Here is a 23,116-nt window from a genome sequence, read left to right as displayed (position 1 = left end):
CAGTTATTTCATTATGATCTAATTCTAATACCTAAAATAATAAAAAATATTTATTGAATTCATCGATTTTATCTTTTCTAAAATCTTTTAATTTTTTTAGCTCACTTTTGTAGCTATGTTTTCCAGAACAATTAAGATAAAAGGGATCGTATTATTGAGATGCAATCTGCATTCTCCTCAACTTTGTTTCTCACTATCCTATTAGCGATAGGTTTAGGATTTTTTCTGCGAGCTGCAAGTAAGGACCGCACAACAGTTGTAGATGTTCAGTCTCCTTTGCCTCCTCTGGAAGTTTTGAAAGGTATTAGTTTTTGGTTAGAAGAACGTGGTTGGAAAAATAATGGAGGCAATGCTGAAGAGAAATTGTTAATTTTTAACGGCAATGTTGCTTCTAGTACTTTTTTGGTGATCTTTTTGGCTTGCCTTGGAGGACTAGGCTCAGCTTGCTTGGGACTTGTTTTAATTCAGCTATATCCTTCTTTGGATTGGTGGCCTTTACTACTAGCTGCAATTGGCGCACCTCTTGCTGGAATTATTTATCGTGTTAAATCCAAACGAGAGGAATCATTAGAAGTTAAGTTATTAAGTTCAGATCTATCTGATATCAGTATTTTACGAATCAAAGCTCATCGTGATGAGCTTATAGCAATTCAGTTGGAACTAGCTGAAAGTCTTAAGCTTACTAGCGAAAACTCTCTACTTTCTTCTCCTATTTAATTAGTATTGTGGTGAGAAATAAAGTATTAAATAATTTAAAATTTATAGTACTTTTAATTGTTTTTTATTCTTTTTACCATTTTTACTATAATAGAAATTTTAATTTTACTGAAGATTTTGAATTAATTATTGGTGAAGGCTCAAAACTTCCTGCAACTTGGGTTGGGAGTAAAGATGTAGATAAAAATATCCCTATTTTAATATTGGCTGGCCATGCAGATTCTCAGGGATTGGCTGGTGCTGGCACACCTGGCGAAGCTGTTGATAAGTTTGGTTTGAATCCAATGAATCCTGAAATAAGTGATGAACTTTTTTGGAATTTAAAATTACAAGAATCAATTGTTAAGCTTGGCAAAAAGAAAGGTTTAAATATTAGATCTTATGACCCAGGAGTGAGAAATATAGATGATCATAATGATCCAAGAACAAATTGGTCAGTGGGTAGTAAATTCGCTAAACGCGGTGGGTATGCGATTGAGATTCATTTTGATGCATATGGTAAGTATGGTGTTGGTTCAGGCTTGATCCCTCCTTTTTCTGAGACGCCAAATAAAATAGACGAGTCAATCGCAAGAAAATTCGGACGCTTTCCTGTTTTATTTAGAGGAGGTTTAGGTGCTCCAAGAAGGAAAATAAGGATTCTTGAAATAGCAAAATTAGAGGGTCTGCTAGAAAAAAATCTTAGAAATTTAAAAACCAGGCAAAAAACAATAGAACTCCTTGCCAATGAGATAATTCAAGCTTTTTTAAATGGAATAATCTAGAAGAGCAGTATCTAATCCAATGCTTGATGAGGTAAACACCTTTCTTCCAGAGATTTATCTGTGAACCAATCTTGAGGCTTAGTAAATAAATCTGTTAACAGCGCTTCACGTGAATTTTCTTCTGGCTTATATCCATACTCCCATCTTGCTAAGGGGGGTAATGACATCAATATTGATTCTGTTCTTCCATTCGTTTGTAATCCAAAAATTGTGCCTCTATCCCATACCAAATTGAACTCAGCATATCTACCTCGCCTATAAAGTTGAAAGTCTCTTTCTTTAGTTGAAAAGCTCTGATTTTTTCTCTTTTTGATTATTGGCTCATATGAGGGTAGAAATGCCTGCCCGCATGCTTTTGCAAGTGAATAAAGATTTTCCCAATTCAAAGAATAGTTCCCTAGCTCTTTTGAGATTTTAGAGGCGTTCCCATTGGCATTTTGTCCTTTATAAAGCAAGCCTGATCCATCTTGATAGTCATAAAAAATACCTCCAACACCTCTTGTCTCATTTCGATGTTTTAGAAAGAAATATTCGTCACACCAAGGTTTGAAAACCTTATGGAGATCTTTGTTGATTGTGTCACATGCAGCTTTATGGCATGAGTGAAAGTGACGCGTATCAGATAGATATGGATAGAAAGGGGTTAAATCAGCCCCTCCGCCAAACCACCAAACTGGACCTGCTTCGAAATATCTGTAATTAAGATGAACAGTTGGAATGTAGGGACTTTTGGGGTGTAGAACCATTGAGGTTCCTGTCGCAAACCAAGAGTGACCTTTTGCTTCGGGTCTTTGGCTAATAATTGAGGATGGAAGTTCATTGCCATGTACTTCAGAAAAATTTACCCCTCCCTGTTCAAAGATTTTTCCATCTTTCAAGACTCTTGAGCGTCCCCCACCACCCTCGGGCCTCTCCCAAGATTCTTCTATGAATTTGCCCTCTCCATCAATAGTCTCCAAGCCAGCGCAAATTTCATCTTGAAGCGCTAAAACAAGCTTTTTGGCTCGATCTCTTGAGTTGTTTGCCGGTAAATTGGCTTGATCTTTTGAGGAGGACAAAATTAAGTGTATTTTGCTTTACTTAAAAAAATACTTTCAAATGATGCAAATTTCGCACTAATATTGGAAAAGTTTGTATTGAGAATAGTTCTTACTTATTACTAAAGGCAATATCATTGGATAATTAGGTGGAATATGTGCCGATTTTTTTACTATCATCGAATGTAATAGAAAATAAGAATGAAAACCAACGAGAAGGTTTTAAAAGCGTTTAATTCAATCAAGGATGTTGGAAGTGAACGATCTATTGTTGAACTTGGGTGGTTAGAAATAGTTTCAGTAAAGCCACCGAAAATTGTTGTCAGACTCAATCTTCCTAATTTTGCAATAGCTCAAAGAGGTCAGATAGCAGATGATATAAGGGAAAGCATTAAGTCATTGGAAGGAATAGAAGAAGTACAAATTGAGATTGGTGATTCATCTCCATCTAAGGAGTCTCCTATTGGTCAAGCCGGCCATGGTGCTCAATCTCAGGGATTAACTCCAATACCAAACGTGAAAAATGTTATCGCCATAAGTAGCGGGAAGGGTGGTGTCGGTAAAAGTACTGTTGCCGTGAATTTAGCGTGTGCCCTTGGTCAAACGGGTTTCAAGGTTGGCTTGCTCGATGCAGATATCTATGGACCAAATACGCCTTATATGCTTGGTGTTAGCCAAATAACTCCTGAAGTTAGTGGCTCAGGTGCAGAGCAAAAAATTATTCCCATAGAAACATGTGGAATTGGAATGGTTTCAATGGGATTATTAATTGATCAAAATCAGCCAGTAATTTGGCGTGGCCCAATGCTTAATGGAATTATTAGGCAATTTTTATATCAAGCTTGCTGGGGTGAACGTGATTTTTTAATAGTAGATCTTCCTCCCGGGACCGGAGATGCCCAACTTTCTTTAGCTCAGGCAGTCCCCATGGCAGGTGTGATAATAGTAACTACTCCGCAAAATGTATCTCTTCAAGACTCAAGAAGGGGCTTGGCAATGTTTAAACAAATGAATATTCCAGTACTCGGAGTGATAGAAAATATGACTTATTTTATCCCACCAGATCAGCCACAAAAATCATATGAGATTTTTGGTTCAGGAGGAGGTAATCAATTAGCTAAAGAGAATGATGTCCCTTTACTCTCTCAGATACCAATAGAGTCAGATACTTTTTCAGGTACAGGTAAGGATCTACCAGTCGTTCATACATCTCCAGATTCAATCACAGCAAAAGTATTTTTAGAACTTGCTGGAACTTTATGTAAAACATTATCTGTTAAATAGTGATTTAAATTAATGATGGGTCTTCGTCGAAAAAAAATATCTTCTTTTAAAATAGTCAGAAATAAAAAATTTTGGAAAGATCTAGATTTTATAATTTGTATTGTCCCCTTTATTTTAGTACATTTATCTTGTGTATTAATTGCAAGTACCCAAAGAAATCTTGGAATTACAGATTGGTATCAACATGCAATTATTGCTTATATAGGTTCTTTTATTGCTTATTTTCTAGCTCAATTTCCTTTGCAAGATTTACGAAAATATATTCTAATAATATATTTTTCGACTATTTCAACACTTTTGTATGTGAATTTTAGTGGTACTTCTGCATTGGGAGCACAAAGATGGTTCAGCTTCGCTGGTTTGTATATTCAACCCTCTGAGTTTGCAAAATTAACCTTAATACTGATCTTGGCTTCTATTTTAGATCGAAAAAGGTTTTTTGATTTATCTCATTTAATTAAACCTTTATTAGTGTCCTTTTTGCCTTGGATTTTGGTTTTTATTCAACCTGATCTTGGTACATCTCTTGTTTTTGGGGCCATACTTCTTGGAATGTTGTATTGGTCGGGGATGCCATATGAGTGGGCATTTATTATTTTGGCTACTTTTCTAACAGGATTAATAGCCTATTTATATCAATTTGGACTTTTTATATGGATTCCAATAATTGGTTTTTTATGTTATCGATCTCTGCCAAATAAAAAAAAATTACTAACGTTATTTGTTGTCTTTTATCATTTGTTAATAGCGAAAATGTCTCCTTGGTTTTGGGAATCTGTTTTAAAAGATTACCAAAGAGATCGACTAATCCTTTTTCTTGATCCTAGTCAAGATCCTTTAGGTGGTGGATATCATATGCTCCAAAGTAAAATAGGCATTGGATCTGGAGGATTGATTGGATCGGGTCTGATGCAAGGCCAATTAACTAAATTAAAATTTATCCCAGAGCAACATACAGATTTTATTTTTAGTGCTCTTGGGGAAGAGACAGGATTTTTAGGAACTTTATTAGTCTTATTTTTATTTTTTATTCTAATTTTTCGATTAATAAAGATAGCTATTGAGGCGCGTAGTGATTTTGAATCTTTGATTGTGATTGGAATAGCTTCAATGTTTATCTTTCAAATTATGGTGAATATATTTATGACTATTGGCCTTGGTCCTGTGACTGGAATTCCTCTTCCTTTTATGAGCTACGGCAGAACTGCGTTATTTGTCAATTTTATCAGTCTGGGTTTTTGTTTGTCTGTGGCTCGACGAGGACAGTCAATAAGAAAAAATCTTTGATTAGATTTTTTATGTTTTTTATAAACGCATTAATTGAGGAAAAATAGAGCTTTGAGACTCACTATGGTTCAGATCCTTTACCATCTTGAGGTTAAGTTTTTTCATCTATGTAAAGGAAGGAATCCTCACTCTCAGATTAAACATTAGTTTCATTTAATTAGTTACTATGAAAATTATTGGTATTAAAGGTTTTCTTCTCACTAATCCTTACTTAAGACTAGTTGTTCCCATGATCTTATTTTTGTCTAAGGAGACTTTCTTGACCTATTAAATGAATGATAGTGAAATTCTCAATCCATCTATTTGAAAAAATTCAGTTTAGACACCTTTAAGAGTTGCAATTTTATTTACATGCTTTTTTATCCTTTACAACCTAATGAGCCAAATGCATTTAGAGGATCAAAGGAGGTTTGGAGGAATTCGTGACCAAACCTCTGATAACTATAAAAACTTTGCAAGAAAGAATGGCTCAAGGAGTCCCTCATGCCAAATGCAGTGAATCTGCAGTTAGGAGAATGTGGTGGGCAGCTCTAGATATTCTCCAGTCAGAAATTTTGCTGCCAATGAACCTTACGAGAGGTTTATGGCTATCCTCTCCTTTACCAGCTTTATACGAACCTAAATTACTGAAGAAATTTCAAGGATGGGTTTGGGCGCCAAAGGACTTGTTGAACCTAAAAAATCCTTCTATGGGTATGTTGCCACCCAGTCAATCAGCTTCGATGGATTTCCAAAATGATTCTACTGACTATGAGCGCTTGACTCTTCTAGAGGAGGATGGAAACGATCCATTGCTAATAGTTATTACTCCTGAAATTCAAATTGCTTTAGCTTTAGAAGGGCAATCTCATGAGAGAAAATTATTAATGCGGAGTGACCCTGAAACGTTGAGTGATCTTTTGACGCTATTAGATAACAGATTAAACACAGAAAATGTTGAACAAGCAAATAGTCTTAGAAATGCTCTAGGAGAGATGGGTCAGCTTAAAACAAATGATGATTTATCTAAAGTATTTTGGCCTCTATTATCACAACGACTCGCAGATATTGCACCGAGTTTGAATATTCAGACTTTGCCAGATAACGTAATTAATGACGACGAATCAAGTGCAAAAAATAGTGAAATCTCCTTACTAGAAGCTTTAACTCATGAAATTAGAACTCCATTGGCAACCATAAGAACATTAATAAGATCTCTCCTTAGGAAGCAAGATTTACCAAAAGTGGTAGAAAGCCGTTTGAATCAAATAGATATTGAATGTACAGAACAAATTGATCGCTTTGGTTTGATTTTTAATGCAGTGGAGTTAGAAAGAAGCAAACCTGAACAAACAAATTTAGCTTTAACAGATTTAGGTAAAATGCTCACCATGCTTTCACCACTCTGGCGCAATCAGCTAGAGAGAAAAGGCTTGAAACTTATTCTTGATATAACTCCTGATTTGCCTAAGGTTTTGAGTGATTCTGAAGGGCTTGAATTAATGTTGACCGGTCTTATTGATCGGAACAGTCGTGGATTACAAACTGGTGGAGAATTAACTTTGAAATTAAGGCCAGCAGGGCAGAGACTAAAACTTCAAATTTTAACTCAGCTCTCCACAATTTCCGACTCTGGAGTATCAGAAAATGTTTCCAATGAAGAAATTGGGCCAGTACTGAGTTGGAATCCATCTACAGGTAATTTACAGCTTAGTCAGGCTGCGACACAAAGGCTATTAAAAAGTCTTGGTGGGCGACTCACTAATAGGAGAGATAGTGGAATGACGATATTTTTTCCTATTTCTGAATTTAAAGAGCTTGATCTGCTGAATTAATGTTGACGCGTGTGAAGTTGACGAGAAATGAGTCAAAAGGCACAAAATAAAGTGCTAATTTAAAAATATAAAGAATAAGTTGGTTTAATTGAAAGCATGACTGAAGTATTACCTGGAGCACTCCCAAAGCACATTGGTAGCACTGGTGGACTTTTAAACTCGGCTGAAACCGAAGAGAAATATGCAATTACTTGGACAAGTAAAACATCTGAGGTCTTTGAACTTCCAACTGGAGGAGCTGCAGTAATGCATGAGGGAGATAATCTTATGTACTTTGCAAGAAAAGAACAGTGTTTTGCTTTGAATACTCAATTGAGAGGATTTAAGCCAAGAATTGAAACAAGTAAAATATATAGAATCTTTCCAGGAGGAGATAGAGAATTACTTTTTCCAAAAGATGGTGTTTTCTCTGAGAAGCCAAATGAAGGGCGTCAAAAAGAAGGATACAATAATAGGCGAATTGGTGAAAATCCTAATCCAGCAAGCTTGAAATTTAGCGGGAAACGAACCTACGATGCATGAGTCATTAAAAATTAAATTTTGTTCCCTTTAAATATATTTATTGGGCTGCCATTATGCAGTCATGCTTAGTTTAGATAAGGAACAATTTCTTTTATCTGCTTCCAGAGGGGCAAACTATATTCCCTTGGCAAAAAGTTGGCCAGCAGATTTAGAAACCCCTCTTACAACATGGCTTAAAGTTGGCAACGATAGTCCTCCAGGAGTATTGCTTGAATCAGTAGAGGGGGGAGAAACTCTAGGCAGGTGGAGTGTGGTGGCATCAGATCCTCTTTGGAAGGCGACAGTTAAAGGAAATGAATTGATTAGATGCTGGAGAAATGGAGAACAAGAAAAGTTCTATGGAAGTCCAATTCAAATACTTAGAAAAATGCTTGACCCTTATAAATCTGTTTCTTTGTCTGGTTTACCACAACTAGGACAACTGTTTGGAATGTGGGGGTATGAATTAATTCAATGGATTGAGCCCTCAGTACCTACCTATCAATTAACTGATAAAGATTTGCCCGATGGGATTTGGATGTTTATGGATAAAATTTTAATTTTTGATCAAGTTAAACGTCTCATAACAGCTGTTGCATATGGAAATTTAAGTGATGGGGTATCTCCCGAAAACGCTTATGAAACTGCCTGTGGACAAATAAAGGAACTTCAAGATTTGATGTCTGCACCTTTAAAGCCCATAAAGTCTTTAATGTGGAATGAAAAAGGCAGTAGATCAATTGATATGAAAGCTAATGTATCTAAAGATGAATTTGAAGATAGTGTCAAATCTGCAAAAAAATTCATTAAAAAAGGTGATATTTTTCAGTTAGTTATTAGTCAAAAATTGGAGTCGAATGTCACACAAAAACCTTTTGAATTATACCGAAGCCTGAGGATGGTTAATCCCTCCCCATTCATGGCATTTTTTGACTTTGGCGATTGGCAACTTATTGGTTCTAGTCCAGAGGTAATGGTTAAGGCCCAGCAAACAGATAAGGGAATTCAAGCAAGTTTGAGACCAATTGCAGGTACACGCCCAAGAGGAAAAAATGATCTGGAAGATTTAACTCTAGAGAAAGATCTTTTAAAAGACCCTAAAGAAAGAGCGGAGCATGTGATGTTAGTAGATTTAGGACGAAATGATTTAGGTCGAGTTTGCACACCAGGTAGCGTTTCTGTAAAAGAATTAATGACTATAGAAAAATATTCTCACGTGATGCACATCGTCAGTGAGGTAGAGGGAATTCTAGAAAAAGAAAAGGATATATGGGATTTGTTAATTGCTTCTTTCCCCGCTGGGACAGTTAGCGGAGCCCCAAAGATAAGAGCTATGCAATTAATTAATAAATTAGAAAAACAACGAAGAGGGCCCTATTCAGGCGTTTATGGCTCTATTGATTTAAATGGAGCATTGAATACTGCCATTACTATAAGAACAATGGTTGTCAGAAGAAAAAATCAAAATGATTTTACTGTCCAGGTCCAAGCAGGGGCTGGGGTGGTTGCAGATTCGATCCCTTGTAATGAGTATCAAGAAACTTTAAATAAGGCCAAGGGGATGTTTACTGCTTTAGCTTGCTTAGAAGTCCATGATTTATGACCAACTTAATGCTTTTAAAGGGGTTTGAAGTCGAGCTTTTTACTGGCACATTTGCTGGTAAAAATGTAGGTGTTGCATCTGCCATTACGCATGAGCTATCAGATTTTGTTAAAGAACCGGATCAAAGAAATCTTGAGTACATAACTGTTCCAGATAAAAGATATGCAGTTTTAAAACATGCACTTTTAATACCAAGACAAAAACTTAGGAAATGGCTTGATTGCAAAAAATTGACAATTCTTCCAGGGAGTACTCTAAGTCTTGGAAATATAAAAATTTTTGAAAGGTCAGATTCAGAAAACTCATATCATTCTTTTATAGAAAAAAAATATGGAACAAATGTTGTAACTGCAAGTGTTCATATTAATTTAGGTATTGAAAATTTATCCTTACTTTTTTCTGCCCTCCGGTTGGTTAGATGTGAAGCATCATTATTTCTAGCATTAAGTGCTAGTTCTCCTTTTTTAGATGGAAATGCAACGGGTGCCCATTCTCAAAGATGGATTCAATTTCCTAAGACACCTTCCAATGTTCCTATGTTTTTGGATCATGCACACTTTGTGACCTGGGTTGAGGAGCAACTAAGCAAGGGCAAAATGAAAAATGAAAGACATTTGTGGACATCAGTAAGACCCAATGGTCCAGAAAGGCCGCATATTTTAAATCGATTAGAGCTAAGGATATGTGATTTGGTCGGTAGTGTTGATTTGCTTTTGGCGATAACTGCTTTATTAGAACTCAGAATTATTAATCTTCAAAAAAATATAAAAAAATATGATCCAATTGAAGCAAGTTCTAAAACGCAACAAGAATTGGCTGTAATGGCAGATGAAAATGATTTGATTGCAGCTAAATCTAGTCTTGATGCAAATTTATCTCATTGGAAAACTGGTGAACAAATCAATTGCCGTGATTGGATTAAAGAACTTCTCCTAGATGTAACTCCTTTAGCTAAGGAGCTTGATATGTTTGAGTTACTTCAACCTATCGAATCTGTTTTATTAAACGGAAATCAATCAATGATATGGCTTAACTCTCATTCTAAAGGTGTATCAATTCAGTCTTTGCTTCAGAAAGGTATTAGTGAAATGGAACAAGAAGAGACAACTTTCCTTCAAATGAAATCAACCTACTAGTGACTAAGTCGGTAGAACTGCTTCATAATACGTTTATGTTGAAAAACCCTCCTAACGAAAACATCTCTAATCACTCGACAGTAAGTGTTGAGGATCAAGATCCTGGATATTTATTGCAGCAAAGGCTTGAACTTGTTGAAGATCTTTGGAAAACAGTTCTCAAAAGTGAATGTCCTCCTGATCAAACAGAGAGATTATTGCGTTTAAAACAATTAAGTGACCCAAGTAAGTCAAAACAAGATAATTCCTCGCAAGCAATTGTCCAATTGATTACAGAGATGGACTTGGCGGAGGCGATATCTGCGGCTAGGGCTTTCTCTCTTTATTTTCAGCTAGTCAATATTCTTGAGCAACGTATAGAAGAAGATAGTTATTTAGACAGTATGAAAAAAGGAAAGCTAGAGAACGATAAAAATAAAATAGATCCATTTGTACCTGCATTAGCTAGTCAAACTGCGCCAGCAACTTTTAGGCAATTATTTGAGCGATTACGTAGCTTGAATGTCCCTCCAGCTCAGCTTGATGCTTTGATGAGGGAAATGGATATCCGTCTTGTCTTTACAGCTCATCCAACTGAAATAGTTAGACACACTGTGCGTCACAAGCAACGTAGAGTAGCAACCCTTTTACAACAACTTCAATCCAATAATTCAATTTCTGAAACTGAGAAGGAAATATTTAGGTTGCAATTAGAGGAGGAGATCAGACTTTGGTGGAGAACTGATGAGCTCCATCAATTCAAGCCAACTGTTCTTGATGAGGTTGACTATGCGCTTCATTATTTTCAGCAGGTTTTGTTTGATGCCATGCCTCAATTAAGAAGAAGACTGACTACTGCACTAGCTTCAAGTTATCCAGACGTAGAGATTCCTAATGAAGCTTTTTGTACATTTGGCTCTTGGGTAGGTTCAGATCGTGATGGAAACCCGTCTGTAACCCCTGAAATCACATGGAGGACAGCATGTTATCAAAGACAATTAATGTTGGATAGGTATCTTGCATCAGTTCAAGAGCTAAGAGATCAACTGAGTATCTCTATGCAATGGAGTCAAGTGAGTTCCCCTTTACTAGAATCATTAGAAATGGATAGAGTTCGTTTCCCTGAGGTTTATGAGGAAAGGGCTGCTAGATATCGTCTAGAACCTTATCGTTTGAAACTTAGCTATACATTAGAGAGACTAAGACTAACTCAACTACGTAATAAACAGTTAGCTGATGCTGGATGGCAATTCTCTCCAGAAGGGAAGCCTTTAATGTCTACTAATAATAGTTTTGATGAGTTTCTCCACTATAGATCTGTAGATGAATTCAAGAATGAATTGGAGCTTATTAGAAATAGTTTAGTTAGTACAGATCTAACTTGTGAACCCCTAGATACTTTGTTGAATCAAGTTCATATCTTTGGTTTCTCTTTGGCGAGCTTAGACATTAGGCAAGAAAGTACAAGACATAGTGATGCATTGGATGAACTTACTCGCTATTTAGATCTACCTGTTTCATATGGAGAAATGGATGAGGAAAGCCGAGTTGAATGGTTAATGAAGGAATTGCAAACTCGTAGACCACTGATTCCGCCTGCATTTGAGTGGTCTAAAAGTACTCAAGATACTATCTCAGTTTTTCACATGCTTCATAGGCTTCAGAAAGAATTTGGTACTCGTATATGCCGCTCGTATGTCATATCAATGAGTCATACAGCATCAGATTTATTAGAAGTTCTTCTTTTAGCTAAAGAGTCAGGCTTAATTGATCCAACTTTAGGATCTGCTGATTTTCTCGTTGTTCCATTATTTGAAACGGTTGAGGATTTGCAACGTGCTCCTTCTGTAATGGAGTCGTTACTTCAAACAGATGTTTATCGTGAATTACTGCCGCGTGTAGGGGAAAAAATTCAACCACTTCAGGAACTTATGCTTGGATATTCTGATAGCAATAAAGATTCTGGTTTCCTTTCAAGTAATTGGGAAATTCATAAGGCCCAAATAGCACTCCAGGATCTTGCTAGTAGACAAGGAATAGCATTACGTATTTTCCATGGAAGAGGAGGGTCTGTAGGTAGGGGAGGCGGACCAGCCTATCAAGCAATATTGGCTCAACCGAGTGGTACAATTCAAGGCCGGATAAAGATCACAGAGCAAGGAGAGGTTCTTGCATCAAAATATAGTCTTCCAGAATTAGCTCTCTATAATCTTGAAACTGTAACTACAGCTGTTCTTCAGAATAGCTTAGTTACCAATAAATTAGATGCTACGCCAAGCTGGAATGAATTAATGACTAGACTTGCAGCTTGTTCGAGGAAGCACTATCGAGCTCTAGTTCATGATAATCCCGAATTGGTTCAATTTTTTCAAGTAGTGACTCCAATAGAGGAAATAAGTAAATTACAAATTTCTAGTCGTCCTGCTCGAAGAAAAACTGGTGCAAAAGACTTATCAAGTCTACGTGCTATCCCATGGGTCTTTGGTTGGACTCAGAGTCGATTCCTCTTGCCAAGTTGGTTTGGGGTTGGTACGGCTTTGGCTACTGAACTAAAGACAGACCCCGACCAAATGGAGATGTTACGCATGTTGAATCAGAGATGGCCATTCTTCAGGATGTTGATATCTAAAGTAGAGATGACACTTTCAAAAGTTGATTTGGAGGTTGCCCATCATTACATGGTTAGTTTAGGTGGCAATGACAATCGAGATGCTTTTGCTCGTATTTTTGAGATTATTTCAAGTGAATATAGTTTGACGAAGAAATTAATTCTAGAAATTACTGACAAATCAAAATTATTAAGTGCAGACCCTGCTTTGCAATTGTCTGTAAATCTTAGAAATAGGACTATTGTCCCTTTAGGCTTTTTACAAGTTGCTCTTTTGAAACGATTAAGAGATCAGAACCGTCAACCACCAATTAGTGAGGATTTGAGTATTGACTCTTCTCAAAGTTCGCGAACATATAGCCGTAGTGAATTATTGCGTGGAGCTTTGTTGACGATTAATGGTATCGCTGCAGGGATGAGGAATACAGGATGACATGCTTGGATTAAATTCATCAAACAAATGTCCTCAGATTCCTGAGGGCTATGTTCTTTTAAGGAGTGAGTTTGTTTCTGTACGAAAAATAAATAGTCTACTTTCTAGATGTAATCAAGATACTCATCAACCAAGGAAGTTGGAATTAGCATTGAACAATAGCGATTTTTATTTATCTCTCCTTCAAAAGACTTCTGAGAGACTTGTAGGTTTTGTACGTGTGACTAGTGACAAAGGTTTAAATGCAAATTTGTGGGACTTGGTAGCCGAGCCTGGCGATCAACAAGAAAAATATATGTCTATTGTGGTTTTTAAAGCAATCGAAATCATTAGACGTGAGTTGCCAGGCTGTAGCATTTCTGTTGCAGCTCCCAATATTTCACTTAAAGCATTAAAAGCAAATGGATTTTTATTAGATCCTAATGGTATCAAAACAATGGGATTTAGACTGTGAAATTTCATTTCAACGAGCATGGAGGGACTCGAACCCCCGACTCTCAGAACCGGAATCTGATGCTCTATCCAACTGAGCTACATGCCCAACAAAGGGTTGTTATTAAAAAAGGCCAAATACTGAGACCTTATTAAAATTAGCTTACATACAAATCCCACAAAGAAACATTCAACTTCACCAGTTAGAGCTTAATTATTTTCGAAATTATCAACGTTTTCAGGTTAAGTTTACTGAAAATCGTTTGATAGTAATAGGGCAAAATGGAATTGGAAAATCTAATCTACTGGAATCTGTAGAGCTCTTGTCTAGTTTACGTTCTCATCGATCCAACCGAAATCAGGATTTGATTTATTGGGATCAAGATAAAGCTTGTTTAACTGCGATGATTGAGGATGATCAAAAACTTTCTTTAGAATTGAATAGAAAAGGTGGGAGAAAAGCCTACAAAAATGAAAAACTTTTAACTCGTCAAATCGATTTGATTGGACCTCTGAGAAGTGTAGGGTTTAGCGCACTTGATCTAGAATTAATAAGGGGAGAACCATCACTAAGAAGAAATTGGCTGGATAGAATCGTTCAACAACTCGAGCCTATATATTCTGATTTGATAGGAAGGTTCTCTAGATTGCACAGGCAAAGAAGTCAGCTATGGCGTAACTTAAGTCTTAAGTCGAATAAGGATCAAAATATTCTATTAGATTCTTTTGATAAGCAGATGGCCTTGGTGAGTACAAGAATTCATCGAAGACGGAGGCGTGTCTTGAATCGTCTACTTCCTATTGCTGCAAGTTGGCAACAACATTTAAGTAACAGTAAGGAAAAACTGAATATTATATATTTGCCTGGTAGTAAACTTGACGCTGAAGAAAGTGAAAGACTTTGGAGGGAGAGTATTGAACGTCAACTTTTAGAAATGAGGCCTGAGGAAGAGATGACGGGTAATTGTCGGGTAGGTCCTCATCGTGATGATGTTCAATTTTTAGTTAATGGAATGGATGCTAGACGTTTTGGCTCTGCTGGCCAACAGAGGAGTATTGTGTTGGCATTGAAATTGGCCGAATTAGAGTTGATTAAATCTGTGTATGGTAAATCTCCAATATTGCTTTTAGATGATGTTTTGGCTGAACTGGATCCTAAACGACAATTATTGCTTTTAGATGCCGTCGGTCAAAAACATCAGTGTTTAATCAGTGCAACACATGTGGAATCATTTGAGGGTGAATGGGTACGAAATTCGCAATTAATGCAATTAGATTCCTTTTGTTGAAACTATTGGTCGGTTATTGTGGGAGTGATTTTTTGAATAGATATGGAACCTTTCTTTCCAGAATTGCATCCAAATCCTGGATGGCATGACTCTTGCAAGTTAAATGATATAGAAAACTTACATATTAATTCTCGTGAGAATATAGGCAGGCACTGCATACTTGAACTTTATCAATGTGATCATGCGAAGCTTAATGATGAAGCTTTTATAAGGACAACCATCACATCATCAGCAAAAATTTCAGGTGCAACACTACTAAATTTGGTAACACATAGTTTTAAGCCCCAGGGAGTTACGGGATTGGCTTTGTTAGCTGAATCTCATATCTCAATCCACACTTGGCCTGAGATTGGTTATGCAGCCATAGATGTATTCACCTGTGGTGATCATACGATGCCTGAAAAAGCTTGCAAGTTACTCATTAAAGATTTTCTCGCTAAGAATTTTTCGTTTAAAAATATTGAAAGAGAGATACCTTCAGGAATCCAAAATTTGCATCGTGAGCCTTAATTAACTGAAGAATGAAAGTAAATCAACAATCATTTCATCACAAGATTTTATTTTTATTAAGTCTTTATGTCTCTAGTGAGTTTTCCACTAATTAACCCCTCTAGATCGAGACTGATTGAATGAAAACCTAAATCTAAAAAATATTTAACTAATTTATTCCTTTCAATGAGTTGAAGAAATTTATCTATCTCATCTGCGGGCAACTCGATTCTGGCTGATAGACCTTGACTTCTTACACGAACTTGAGAAAAACCTTGATTAATAATCCATTCCTCTGCTAAGGCAATTTGCTCAAGTCTTTTCGAACTTATTTCCTCTCCAAAAGGAATGCGAGAGGCTAAACATGGCTGAGCAGGTTTATCCCACCAAGGTAAACCCAATGATTTAGAAATCGAACGAATTGATTTTTTATCTATTTTGAGTTCGGCCAGAGGTGATATCACTCCTGCGTGATTCGAGGCTTTAATTCCTGGTCGGAAGTCGTGAAGATCGTCATGATTAACTCCATCGAGCACCTGCGCATTATTGAATTTTTTTGAAATTTGACTTAAATGTTTGTGCAACTCTTTTTTGCATGCAAAGCATCTATTTTCAGGATTCTTAAAGTAATTGGGTTCATTGATTTCATTTGTTTGGCATTCTTCATGACGAATACCAATCCAAGCTGCTTGAAGACGTGCTTGTTGACGTAAATATGGAGCTAAAGAAGGAGAGATGCCAGTCACAGCAAAGGCTTTTGAGCCCAGTTGCTCTTGAGCTATTGTCGCTACTAAAGAACTATCAACGCCTCCAGAGAATGCAACACAAGCATTATTTATATGTTTAATAAACTCTCTTAACAATTTTAATTGCTTCAGTTCTGATTCAGATAAAGATTCAAGCTGACTAAAAAACACTTTTTTAAAAGATCATAAATTTGATGAAATTGCAATTTCTACACTCTTTCATCTTTGTATGTATTTCGCACATACTATGACGTCTAATGAAGAAGAAGTTAAGTTGCATGTATAAGAAGCAGAATTTTCGATCGTGGCATTAAACGGTATAGGAATTACGACAGCATCGGAAAGCCAAGAACGTAGTCACGGACAATTACATGTTTATGACGGAGAGGGGAAAGGAAAGAGCCAGGCGGCTTTGGGGGTGGTTTTGAGGACTATAGGTCTAGGCATATGTGAAAAAAGACAAACAAGAGTATTACTTCTGAGATTCTTGAAAGGACCTGGTCGCTCGTATGACGAGGATGCAGCTATTGATGCTTTACAACAAGGTTTCCCTCACCTTATTGATCAAGTTAGAACTGGCAGGGGTGAATTTTTTAATGCTGACCAATCAACAAAATTTGATTATCAAGAAGCTCAAAGAGGATGGGACATAGCAAAGGGGGCCATTGCTAGTGCCTTATATTCCGTTGTTGTCTTAGACGAATTGAATCCTGTCCTAGATCTAGGATTATTGCCTGTTGAAGAAGTTGTTAAAACACTTACTTCAAGACCAAATGGTATGGAAGTTATCGTTACGGGAAGAGCAGCACCAAACCCTCTGATTAAAGTTGCGGAACTTCACTCTGAGATGAAAGCTCACAGACGCCCCGAAATTAATAACGACGAAATTCTTTTTGAGAATAATATTGGTGGGATTGAAATATATACCGGGGAAGGGAAAGGCAAATCTACCAGTGCTTTGGGTAAAGCTTTACAGGCTATCGGAAGAGGGATTAGTCAGGATAAAAGTCATCGAGTATTGATTTTGCAATGGCTTAAGGGTGGTAGTGGTTACACAGAGGATGCCGCGATTGCCGCTCTTCGAGAAAGTTATCCTCATTTAGTCGACCATCTTCGATCTGGTAGAGATGCTATTGTTTGGAGGGGGCAGCAAAAGCCAATTGATTATGTAGAAGCTGAGAGAGCATGGGAAATTGCAAGAGCAGCGATTTCAAGTGGTCTTTATAAAACTGTGATTTTGGATGAGTTAAATCCAACTGTTGATTTGGAACTCCTTCCAGTTGAGCCGATTGTTCAAGCATTGCTTCGTAAACCTTCCGAAACTGAGGTGATAATTACAGGAAGATGCAAAAATCAACCTATATATTTTGATTTAGCAAGTGTTCATTCGGAGATGGTGTGTCATAAGCACTATGCAGAAAAAGGAGTTGATTTAAAAAGGGGAGTTGATTATTAGTTTTAATTAATTTTTTTCGTTATTCCAGGCTTCAATACCTCCTTGAATATTAATACCTCTTATTCCAAATTTGTTTAAATGCTTTAAAGCACGCAATGATCTTTTTCCACTTTTGCAAAATACATAAAGATTTTTTTTTGCGGTGAGAATTTTAATTTCATTAATAGCTTTCCCGTTTTCAATAGTGCTAAGAGGTATGAGCTTTGAACCTTCAATTGAATGTTGATTGTATTCATTTTGGTTGCGAACATCTATTAATAGTATTTCTTTTGAAGATTGACTATGGAGTATCTTGAATTCCTTCATTGAAATACTTTCTATATAACAATCTGCCTCATTTTTAACTGTAACTTCTGAACAGAAACTTTTATAATCTATTAATTTATGGATATTTCTATTTTCTGGATTGGATTTTAATGTTAGTTCTTTAAATTGCATTTTTAATGCATTAAAAATGAGGATCCTGCCGTTTAGTGGATAACCAATATTTGTTATTATCTTTATGGCTTCTGCTGCTTGAATTGTACCAATAATTCCTGGAAGAATTCCCATCACTCCTGCCTCAGAGCAAGATGGAATTAATTCTTGTGGAGGCGGTGTGGGAATAAGATCGCGATAGTTAGGGCTGTCTTCCTTCAAATTAAACACACTTACTTGTCCTTCGAATCTTGCAATTGAACCATATATGTATGGCTTGTTAAGTATTAGACAAGTATCATTAATCAGGTAGCGAGTTGGGAAATTGTCTGAACAATCACATATCACATCATAAGCTCTAAGTATTTCCAAAGCATTACTACTTGTAAGCTTTTGATTGAATAAATCAACTCGACAAGAAGGATTTATTTTGAGTATGTGTTGTTTGGCAGAATCTGTTTTAAATAAACCTATTGAATTTGTTGTATGAATTATTTGTCTTTGTAAATTTGAGTATTCAACGACATCAAAATCAACTATTCCGATACGTCCAATTCCAGCTGCTGCAAGATAAATTAAAAGTGGAGAACCTAGTCCTCCTGTCCCAATGCAAGCAACTGAGCTTGTCTTTAATTTTTCTTGGCCTTTGATACCTATCTCAGGAAGACTTATATGTCTAGCATACCTAGCAATTTCTTCAGAACTTAAATTTGCCTCATTCTGGCTTTGCTCCATTAATCAAACCTTCATGATTAATTTACATTAAAGAAAAAATTTTAATTTTCACGCTATGAAAGTTAAATTTATTTTTAATCCACCATGCTTTTAAATCTCCATCCTTATTTGAAATAACCATTAGACCAGGAGATTGGTGCAATAGTAAATCTATTTCTGAGGGTTTGTTTTCATTTGAAGGATGAGAGTGAGCACAACATAAAACTTCTAGATTGTGCTCTCTTGCCCATTTGTGAGATGCAATTTGATCTTTAGCGTCTATTTCGAAGCGACTTTGTTTGGAAAATTGCATATTTTTTTCATTAGAAAAGGCTCCTATATTTTGATCAATTAATTTCGATCCTTGTTCTCCCCAAATATTTCGACAATTCCAGATGTGAGTTACTTCCCAAATATCTCTTTTGTGATCTTTAGCTGAGTTGTTTGTTTTGCCAATTAACATACAACAGCCCTCCTCAGGCTCTGCCGCCTTTAAAAATCTAGATAGAATGCAATTCGTTTCGTTATGGAATTCAATATATTTTGGAATTTTCATGAAAAAAAATGATTTGATTCGGCATCTACTCTATTTTGGTTCGGACTTATCTCTATCTAGCCTATGGCATTTATTAAATTAATTCGATACGCTCAGTCCATATTTGCTTAGTAGCTTGTGTTCATGTCTGATGTAAATCCTGATTCAAAAGATGAATCAAAGGCAGGGAAAACAGAAGGTGTTAATTTTTCAGAACGTTACAGTGACGTAATGGGAAAAGTTAATGAATCTTTGAGCAAAATTGATTGGACTCAAATGGGTAAGTATGGCAAGGCGGCAGGGATCATTGCCGTTGTTGTTTTGGCTCAAGTTTTAATCAAGGTTGTTATTGATACAGTTAATTTTTTCCCAATTCTTCCTGGTTTGCTAGAACTTCTTGGAATTGTTGTTTTAGGCCAATGGAGTTGGCAGAACTTAACAACCAGTGAAAAAAGAACTGCTGTATTTGACAAAGTTCAAAATCTTAAAAAAGAGTATTTAGGATAAGTCAATTAGAGAGAGAACAATAGATCTGAGCTTTCGTTACATACGAGATCTCAGATCTTTTAGTATTTTTAGTGAATTTTCTTTGTAGGATCCACCAAATATATTTGCGTGATTAAGTAAATGGTAAAGATTATAAATATCAGTTCTATCTTTTGAGAATTTATCTAATGGCCAAATCTCTTCATATCCTTTATAAAATTCTTTATTAAAACCACCAAATAATTTAGTCATTGAAATATCTACTTCTCTATCAGCCCAATAACTGGCAGGGTCATAAAGACTCCCTAAACCATTTTTAGTATTTCCACAATTACCGGACCAAAGATCACCATGAACTATTGAGATTCTTGGGTGATGTTCATTTAGATATGAGCTTAAATATATTAAAACATCCTCATAATCATCAATTCTGACCCCCCATGCTTTTGCTTGTAAGAGTTGTGGTCTAAGACGAAAATTTATAAAGAAGTTTCCCCAATTACTGTCCCACCCTCTCACTTGGGTTGTAGAACCTATAAAACCGTCTTCTTCCCATCCGAAACTTTTTTGGCCCCATTCACTCGAAGATTTATGCAGTAGTGCTAAGCCTTTCCCAAGGAGATTTTGTTGGGATTGTTTTAGATCTATCCATTCTAAAAAAAGTATGGATATATTTTGATAACTTATGAGATCAAGTGTTTTAGGAACGCAGATATAGGATTTATTAGCAAATCTTTTTAGAACTGAAAGACACTCACTTTCAAACTTAAACATATTAATATTACTACTACTATTTGATTTGGCAAAAACTCTCTTGCCATTTTTGAAATGAATGCACCAAGCTTTATGGATGCAACCTCCACCCACAGGAATTATTTTTTCTATTAGTGAGTTTTTTCCTACTTTATTTGAACTTAAGAGAGCCTTTTGGATTAATTCCTCCATTCACAATCTACTCGTTTGATAATTTTTTATGTCTGAAGAATCTATCATTGTTGTTGGGGGAGGGATAGCTGGCTTAACAGGAGCTGCTCTTCTCGCTAAAGAGGGTTATCAGGTGACTTTGGTCGAAGCACATAGTCAATTAGGTGGTTGTGCAGGAACTTTTAAAAGAGGTTCTTATACTTTTGATGTAGGGGCCACACAAGTCGCTGGTCTTGAGAAGGGAGGAATTCATCATCGTTTATTTAATTATTTAAATATTCCGTTACCTGAAGCAAAAATTTTAGATCCTGCATGTTCAGTTATTCTTGGTGATGGGAGCAGGCCCATCAATCTTTGGCATGATCCATTGAGATGGCAGAAAGAAAGACAAGAACAGTTTCCTGGGAGTGAAATCTTCTGGTCATTATGTTCTAAAATTCACGAGAGTAACTGGGAATTTGTCGAAAGAGATCCAATACTTCCGGTCAGAAATTTTTGGGATTTTAGTCAATTAATTAGAGCCATACGTCCTTCAAATCTTTTAACAGGTTTTTTGAGTAAGTTGACTATTGCAGACTTGCTTGCATTAACTGGTTGTCATAAAGATAGACGTCTACGTAGTTTTCTTGACCTTCAATTAAAACTTTACTCTCAAGAGCCAGCAAGTAGAACGGCAGCGTTATACGGTGCAACTGTTCTTCAAATGGCCCAATTTCCAAGAGGCCTATGGCATCTCCATGGATCAATGCAAATTCTTAGCGATTTGTTGAAAGATAGTTTTTTGAGAGATCGTGGAAGCCTTTTAATTGGGCATAGAGTAACCAAAATATTAAGTAATAAAAATTCAAATATTTTTGATGTCAATGTGATTGATAGAAAGAAGAATTTGATTCAGCTGAGAGCAACAGATATTGTTTTTAGTTTACCTCCTCAATCTCTTTTAGATTTAATTCCTATTGATGGAGGTTTATCCAAACCATACCGTGAAAGTATAAAAAAATTACCCAAACCTAGCGGCGCCCTTGTGTTTTATGGAGCTCTCCGTCGTGCTGCCTTGCCTGTTGATTGCCCAGGGCATATTCAAATATTCGATAAGAATTTAGGCTCTTTATTTATTTCTATAAGTATGGAAGAGGATCAGCGTGCACCAGCTGGAATGGCTACTTTAATTGCAAGTGTATTTGTTGATATTAATCAATGGTCTAATTTAGATAGTCAATCCTATGCCAGAAAAAAAAATATTTTATCAAAACAGATTAGAACTATTTTAAATAAAAAGTTTAATTTGCAAGATACGAGTTGGGATCATCAAGAACTTTCAACCCCAAGAAGCTTTGAAAAGTGGACAGGACGTCCTGGTGGCATAGTCGGAGGGCTTGGTCAGCATCCAGATCAATTTGGCCCTTTTGGCTTGGCAAGTAGAACCCCTCTAAGAGGTTTATGGCTTTGTGGAGATTCAGTTTATCCAGGAGAAGGTACAGCTGGCGTAAGCCAATCAGCCATGATGGTTGTCAGGCAACTAATGGAATGTAAAGGTAGGCATTTGAATATTCCTGTCTTTAATTAGTAGGTTTTAAAATGAAATTCTGTCTTTCTATCTGTGTATTGACTAGTATTCTTTGGAGCTCACTCCAGTTCTCTTCAAGTAAATATTTTTCAAATAGATCTAAAGAATGTCTATAAGATGCTAAATGTCTCTCTATATTTTTCTTGTTGAATTTTGCCATAGAGACTCCTAGCTCTGGGTTGCCACCTCCGACCCTAGAGGTGTCAGCAAAACCGCTGGATGCAATACTTTTTGCAAGTGAATATAAGGGAGGCTTTACATCTGTACTAAGTGTGTTGAGCAATGCTGCGCTAATTAGAACGGGTAAATGTGAAATCAAGCCAACAGCTTCATCATGTATTTGAGCTTCAGAGCTTATCCATTGACTCCCAAGTGATAAAGAAATTTGGTGAACTATTTCGAGGGCTTTTTGATCAGTTTCTTTATTTGGAGTAACGACCCATGGCTTATTTTTAAATAAATCATGCTGACCTGCGTTAACACCAGACTCTTCCGTTCCTGTCATTGGATGACTGGCTACAAAACGCGGATGTAGCTTGTTCCAAGTATTTAAAATAGGGACTTTTACAGATCCAACATCAGTAACAACAGCATTCCTAGGAATGGCATTGATTAAAGCGGATGAAGGATTTAGGAGTTGCTCAAGTGGTAAAGCAATGTAAATAAGAGAACAATTTTTTAATACACTTGGATCAGTACTAACAATTTGGGCTAGTTTTCTTTCTCTGGCTTTGAGTGCAGTTTTTTCTCGATGAGTAATCCCATAAACTGTATATCCAAGCTTTTGTAGATCTAAGCCTAAGGAGCCTCCAATTAGACCTAATCCAACAATTCCAATATTCTTAGAGGGTTTTGTTTTAAGATCCATAAATAGTATTGTTCTATATCTTTATTGATA

General features: G+C 36.4%; 21 protein-coding genes and 1 tRNA gene. 15 read left to right on the top strand and 7 right to left on the bottom strand.

Annotation, left to right across the window (positions count from 1 at the left end):
- Positions 1 to 159: 159 nt before the first annotated feature.
- The gene (locus AC6EIZ_RS06945; RefSeq protein WP_498509941.1) at positions 160 to 717 is read left to right on the top strand and encodes a cofactor assembly of complex C subunit B; all 558 of its coding nucleotides are present in this window, start codon (positions 160 to 162) and stop codon (positions 715 to 717) included.
- Between the two features lie 11 nt (positions 718 to 728).
- Entirely contained in the window at positions 729 to 1,481 is a 753-nt protein-coding gene (locus AC6EIZ_RS06940; RefSeq protein WP_498509939.1) for an N-acetylmuramoyl-L-alanine amidase, read from the top strand.
- 11 nt (positions 1,482 to 1,492) lie between these two features.
- Here the strand turns inward: AC6EIZ_RS06940 and hemF are convergent, their stop codons facing one another.
- Positions 1,493 to 2,539, bottom strand: a complete 1,047-nt coding sequence (gene hemF, locus AC6EIZ_RS06935) for an oxygen-dependent coproporphyrinogen oxidase (protein ID WP_498509937.1) — start codon at positions 2,537 to 2,539, stop codon at positions 1,493 to 1,495.
- A gap of 180 nt (positions 2,540 to 2,719) precedes the next feature.
- Between hemF and AC6EIZ_RS06930 the strand changes: the two genes are divergently transcribed.
- The 8 genes from AC6EIZ_RS06930 (at position 2,720) to AC6EIZ_RS06895 (ending at position 13,617) form a co-directional block, all read left to right on the top strand.
- Positions 2,720 to 3,802 (top strand): Mrp/NBP35 family ATP-binding protein, encoded by a 1,083-nt coding sequence (locus tag AC6EIZ_RS06930; protein ID WP_498509935.1) that lies wholly within the window; start codon positions 2,720 to 2,722, stop codon positions 3,800 to 3,802.
- A 12-nt stretch (positions 3,803 to 3,814) separates the two neighbouring features.
- Entirely contained in the window at positions 3,815 to 5,089 is a 1,275-nt protein-coding gene (rodA, locus tag AC6EIZ_RS06925; protein ID WP_498509933.1) for a rod shape-determining protein RodA, read from the top strand.
- 422 nt (positions 5,090 to 5,511) lie between these two features.
- Positions 5,512 to 6,903 (top strand): sensor histidine kinase, encoded by a 1,392-nt coding sequence (locus AC6EIZ_RS06920; RefSeq protein ID WP_498509931.1) that lies wholly within the window; start codon positions 5,512 to 5,514, stop codon positions 6,901 to 6,903.
- Positions 6,904 to 6,999: 96 nt separating this feature from the next.
- Positions 7,000 to 7,425: a photosystem I reaction center subunit II gene (gene psaD, locus AC6EIZ_RS06915; protein WP_498509929.1), complete on the top strand. Its 426-nt coding sequence runs from the start codon at positions 7,000 to 7,002 to the stop codon at positions 7,423 to 7,425.
- A 61-nt stretch (positions 7,426 to 7,486) separates the two neighbouring features.
- Positions 7,487 to 9,007 (top strand): anthranilate synthase component I family protein, encoded by a 1,521-nt coding sequence (locus AC6EIZ_RS06910; protein WP_498509927.1) that lies wholly within the window; start codon positions 7,487 to 7,489, stop codon positions 9,005 to 9,007.
- Positions 9,004 to 10,143 carry a glutamate--cysteine ligase gene (gshA, locus tag AC6EIZ_RS06905; RefSeq protein WP_498509926.1) on the top strand — a complete coding sequence of 380 codons (1,140 nt, stop codon included), beginning with the start codon at positions 9,004 to 9,006 and terminating at the stop codon, positions 10,141 to 10,143. The genes AC6EIZ_RS06910 and gshA overlap by 4 nt, the downstream gene beginning before the upstream one ends.
- A gap of 35 nt (positions 10,144 to 10,178) precedes the next feature.
- The gene (gene ppc, locus AC6EIZ_RS06900; RefSeq protein ID WP_498509924.1) at positions 10,179 to 13,163 is read left to right on the top strand and encodes a phosphoenolpyruvate carboxylase; all 2,985 of its coding nucleotides are present in this window, start codon (positions 10,179 to 10,181) and stop codon (positions 13,161 to 13,163) included.
- A 1-nt stretch (position 13,164) separates the two neighbouring features.
- A complete protein-coding gene (locus AC6EIZ_RS06895; RefSeq protein WP_498509922.1) occupies positions 13,165 to 13,617 on the top strand; it encodes an N-acetyltransferase in 453 nt (150 codons plus the stop codon).
- Between the two features lie 13 nt (positions 13,618 to 13,630).
- Here the strand turns inward: AC6EIZ_RS06895 and AC6EIZ_RS06890 are convergent.
- Positions 13,631 to 13,704, bottom strand: a tRNA-Arg gene (locus tag AC6EIZ_RS06890).
- A 79-nt stretch (positions 13,705 to 13,783) separates the two neighbouring features.
- Here AC6EIZ_RS06890 and recF point away from each other — a divergent pair.
- A complete protein-coding gene (gene recF / locus AC6EIZ_RS06885) occupies positions 13,784 to 14,884 on the top strand; it encodes a DNA replication/repair protein RecF (protein ID WP_498513217.1) in 1,101 nt (366 codons plus the stop codon).
- 42 nt (positions 14,885 to 14,926) lie between these two features.
- On the top strand, positions 14,927 to 15,394 hold the full coding sequence (gene speD / locus AC6EIZ_RS06880; protein ID WP_498509921.1) for an adenosylmethionine decarboxylase: 468 nt from the start codon (positions 14,927 to 14,929) through the stop codon (positions 15,392 to 15,394).
- Between the two features lie 56 nt (positions 15,395 to 15,450).
- Here the strand turns inward: speD and larE are convergent, their stop codons facing one another.
- On the bottom strand, positions 15,451 to 16,290 hold the full coding sequence (gene larE, locus AC6EIZ_RS06875) for an ATP-dependent sacrificial sulfur transferase LarE (RefSeq protein ID WP_498509920.1): 840 nt from the start codon (positions 16,288 to 16,290) through the stop codon (positions 15,451 to 15,453).
- 133 nt (positions 16,291 to 16,423) lie between these two features.
- Between larE and AC6EIZ_RS06870 the strand changes: the two genes are divergently transcribed.
- A complete protein-coding gene (locus AC6EIZ_RS06870; protein ID WP_498509919.1) occupies positions 16,424 to 17,575 on the top strand; it encodes a cob(I)yrinic acid a,c-diamide adenosyltransferase in 1,152 nt (383 codons plus the stop codon).
- Positions 17,576 to 17,581: 6 nt separating this feature from the next.
- Here the strand turns inward: AC6EIZ_RS06870 and moeB are convergent, their stop codons facing one another.
- Both moeB and AC6EIZ_RS06860 read right to left on the bottom strand, forming a co-directional pair.
- Positions 17,582 to 18,727 (bottom strand): molybdopterin-synthase adenylyltransferase MoeB, encoded by a 1,146-nt coding sequence (moeB, locus tag AC6EIZ_RS06865; protein WP_498509918.1) that lies wholly within the window; start codon positions 18,725 to 18,727, stop codon positions 17,582 to 17,584.
- 22 nt (positions 18,728 to 18,749) lie between these two features.
- Positions 18,750 to 19,262 carry a M67 family metallopeptidase gene (locus AC6EIZ_RS06860; RefSeq protein ID WP_498509917.1) on the bottom strand — a complete coding sequence of 171 codons (513 nt, stop codon included), beginning with the start codon at positions 19,260 to 19,262 and terminating at the stop codon, positions 18,750 to 18,752.
- A gap of 123 nt (positions 19,263 to 19,385) precedes the next feature.
- Here AC6EIZ_RS06860 and AC6EIZ_RS06855 point away from each other — a divergent pair, with 123 nt between their 5' ends.
- Positions 19,386 to 19,748 (top strand): CAAD domain-containing protein, encoded by a 363-nt coding sequence (locus tag AC6EIZ_RS06855; RefSeq protein ID WP_011295483.1) that lies wholly within the window; start codon positions 19,386 to 19,388, stop codon positions 19,746 to 19,748.
- Positions 19,749 to 19,784: 36 nt separating this feature from the next.
- Here AC6EIZ_RS06855 and AC6EIZ_RS06850 read toward each other — a convergent pair whose 3' ends face one another.
- The gene (locus AC6EIZ_RS06850; RefSeq protein ID WP_498509915.1) at positions 19,785 to 20,672 is read right to left on the bottom strand and encodes a fructosamine kinase family protein; all 888 of its coding nucleotides are present in this window, start codon (positions 20,670 to 20,672) and stop codon (positions 19,785 to 19,787) included.
- 28 nt (positions 20,673 to 20,700) lie between these two features.
- Here AC6EIZ_RS06850 and crtD point away from each other — a divergent pair, with 28 nt between their 5' ends.
- Positions 20,701 to 22,218 carry a C-3',4' desaturase CrtD gene (crtD, locus tag AC6EIZ_RS06845; protein ID WP_498509914.1) on the top strand — a complete coding sequence of 506 codons (1,518 nt, stop codon included), beginning with the start codon at positions 20,701 to 20,703 and terminating at the stop codon, positions 22,216 to 22,218.
- On the opposite strand, the gene AC6EIZ_RS06840 is transcribed toward crtD, so the two are convergent.
- Complete coding sequence (locus AC6EIZ_RS06840; RefSeq protein WP_498509912.1) at positions 22,211 to 23,086, bottom strand: prephenate/arogenate dehydrogenase; 876 nt, start codon at positions 23,084 to 23,086, stop codon at positions 22,211 to 22,213. The genes crtD and AC6EIZ_RS06840 overlap by 8 nt on opposite strands.
- Between the last annotated feature and the right edge of the window lie 30 nt (positions 23,087 to 23,116).

Source organism: Prochlorococcus sp. G4PB16 (assembly GCF_059772465.1).
The sequence above is the reverse complement of the archived record's forward strand: the minus strand, read 5'-3'. Positions and strand labels throughout refer to the sequence as shown.